Here is a 2,131-nt window from a genome sequence, read left to right as displayed (position 1 = left end):
GGCGGTGTCGGCATTGGTGGCTTTATGCTGGTGCTTTATGCAGTATTCATCTTGCATTTGCTCCATTTTAAAGGTGAGCGTATCGGCGATTTGCTTTAACCGCTCGGGGCGTTGGTAGCAGAGCGGCTGCAAATTACGTTCGGCAAATTCGGCTTTGGTTTGGGAAAGCCGTGCGGCGATTGGGTCGTTGGCTAATACTGCCGCCCAGCGTCTGCGTTTGTTTTCCCTTGCCTGTCTTTCGGCGGCAAGTTCGGCAGGTTCACCCTCAACGGGCAGATCATCGTGTTCAAGCCCTAGGGTATCTAACCACGATAAATCCTGCCAAGGCTGATGGTAGAGCGAAAAGACATCGGCGTATTGTTGCATTACCTTATCCACACGGGGCAGCATTTTGCGCATTTCCTGCGTAAACCAACCGCTTGCATAGTGTGCGCCGTATTTTTTCAGGCGGTGCTGATAGCGGCGGGCAAAATAATCGCTTAATTGGCGCGGCAGGTTGGCAAAATGGGCTTGGCGCAGATCGTGGTGGTCGGGGTCGAGTTCAAACAGTTCCAACTGAATGGTGGAAAGCTGATTGGCATTGCTCGGCTTTTTCGGTTCAGCAACCAAATCTTTGATTTCGGTCAGTTGGCTTTCCGGCACGGCACAAACAGGCAAAGGCGGTGGGGTGATGCCCATTTCCGCCTGTTCCGTTGCACTTAAAATCCAGTCTGCCTGCTGCATTTTATTCGTTGCCTAACCCTTGATAGTGGATTTCAAAGCCCTGTTCCAGTTTTTGTAACAGGGCGCGATGTTTTGCCGGCACGGTGTCGCCTTGCCAGCTGGTGAGAATATGTAACGCCTTGAGCAAGGCAAAATCGCTGTGGCGATATTTGCCGCACAGATTGCCGTTGTGGTAGAGGTCAAAGGTGCGGCTGATTTGGCGATATTCGAGATAAAATCGGTGCTTGCCAATATTGACCTTGGGATAAAAGGTGCAGTATCGCCCGTAACTGATTTTGCTCATCGGATTGCCATTGAAATACGGATATTTTTGGATTTATCCGTCTGCTCCAAGACAGATGCGCCATTCTTTTTAAAATGATCTAGCATTGTGGCGAACACGGAATCTAAGCTGCCACGCCAAGTTGTAACATCTCTATTACTTTTATGAACTAGCAAATAATCGCCTTCAGGGAGTGCGGTAATGGTGTATTGTTTTAATAGAAAGACTGACACAGGCTTTTCCCCTTGAAATAATAAAAATAAACCTTTAGTACGCTCTATGAGTTCAGATAGCCCTAATTTTTTAGGAATTGGGTTTAATCTTCGCCAAATCCCTAACAATTTTTTTCGTTCAGTATGTATTAGGTGTTTCTGAATACTTTTAAATCGCCCTAAATCCATTCCATTTATCATTCGAATAGCAATGATCATAAGTTTCAGATTGCCTCTTCCGATAACTTCCCCCTCCCGATGTTGCAACACAAAATCCCCTTCGGGGCGTGGAATGATGGTGTATTGGTCTAGGGTTATCAATGCCATTGGTTTTGCTCCTTGAGTTTGAAAGCGAGGTTGCGTAAGCGGGTTAAGTTATCCCATTGCACTTGGCGAGCCTGCTCGGTGGTGGCTCGCCCGAACTGAATGTAAACTTGCCGATAAAGGCGTTGTAAGGCGTGTTTATTACCCATTTTGCCCCCCTTGAACGTGGAAGAAATCGGCGATTTTGAGGCTGTCGGGCATTCGGTTGCTGACTAATTTCAAATGGCGTAAGGTTCTGCCGATTGCCGCCCGCTCCCAGTCGTTGAATTTGTGAAAGGCTACGGTATCGTCAATGCCGAGTGTCGCTAACAGTTCGCTTTTTGCCGCTGCCGGCATAGCATTAAACTTGGTGAGCAGCAGCACTTCGGTTTTAAATTCGGCGGGCAAACCGTTGTAGTAGGCTTCGCCCCGATTAGGGTTGATCACCGCTGTTTTCGGTGTGCGGTAATCTTTAGCAAGTTGGACTAATTTTGCCCAACAGCCTGTGATTCCCCGTTCTTCATAAGTCGCTAAGTTGCGTTTGGTTTCCGGCAATAAGGCTTGATTAAGAATGAATGCTCTGCTCATTGCTTCCCCTATGGCTCGCCTTTTGCTTTCAGAATTTGCAACT

The 2,131-nt window shown here is 47.7% G+C and carries 5 protein-coding genes; all 5 read right to left on the bottom strand.

Annotation, left to right across the window (positions count from 1 at the left end):
- On the bottom strand, positions 1–723 hold a 723-nt coding region (locus RO21_RS10595; protein WP_047977755.1), incomplete at its 3' end, for a hypothetical protein.
- Position 724: 1 nt separating this feature from the next.
- On the bottom strand, positions 725–1,006 hold the full coding sequence (locus RO21_RS10590; RefSeq protein ID WP_047977754.1) for a hypothetical protein: 282 nt from the start codon (positions 1,004–1,006) through the stop codon (positions 725–727).
- The gene (locus RO21_RS10585) at positions 1,003–1,524 is read right to left on the bottom strand and encodes a hypothetical protein (protein ID WP_047977753.1); all 522 of its coding nucleotides are present in this window, start codon (positions 1,522–1,524) and stop codon (positions 1,003–1,005) included. The genes RO21_RS10590 and RO21_RS10585 overlap by 4 nt, the downstream gene beginning before the upstream one ends.
- Positions 1,515–1,670 (bottom strand): hypothetical protein, encoded by a 156-nt coding sequence (locus RO21_RS12985; RefSeq protein WP_157019778.1) that lies wholly within the window; start codon positions 1,668–1,670, stop codon positions 1,515–1,517. The genes RO21_RS10585 and RO21_RS12985 overlap by 10 nt, the downstream gene beginning before the upstream one ends.
- Positions 1,663–2,088: a hypothetical protein gene (locus tag RO21_RS10580; RefSeq protein ID WP_047977752.1), complete on the bottom strand. Its 426-nt coding sequence runs from the start codon at positions 2,086–2,088 to the stop codon at positions 1,663–1,665. The genes RO21_RS12985 and RO21_RS10580 overlap by 8 nt, the downstream gene beginning before the upstream one ends.
- Positions 2,089–2,131: the final 43 nt, after the last annotated feature.

It is taken from the genome of Muribacter muris, from assembly GCF_001038205.1.
GTDB classification, from domain to species: Bacteria; Pseudomonadota; Gammaproteobacteria; order Enterobacterales; family Pasteurellaceae; genus Muribacter; species Muribacter muris.
This window is presented reverse-complemented; position numbering and strand designations above follow the sequence as displayed.

Coding starts and splice junctions, on each gene's coding strand:
- RO21_RS10590 (WP_047977754.1), bottom strand. CDS start 1,006: ATGAGCAAAATCAGTTACGGGCGATACTGCACCTTTTATCCCAAGGTC.
- RO21_RS10585 (WP_047977753.1), bottom strand. CDS start 1,524: ATGGCATTGATAACCCTAGACCAATACACCATCATTCCACGCCCCGAA.
- RO21_RS12985 (WP_157019778.1), bottom strand. CDS start 1,670: ATGGGTAATAAACACGCCTTACAACGCCTTTATCGGCAAGTTTACATT.
- RO21_RS10580 (WP_047977752.1), bottom strand. CDS start 2,088: ATGAGCAGAGCATTCATTCTTAATCAAGCCTTATTGCCGGAAACCAAA.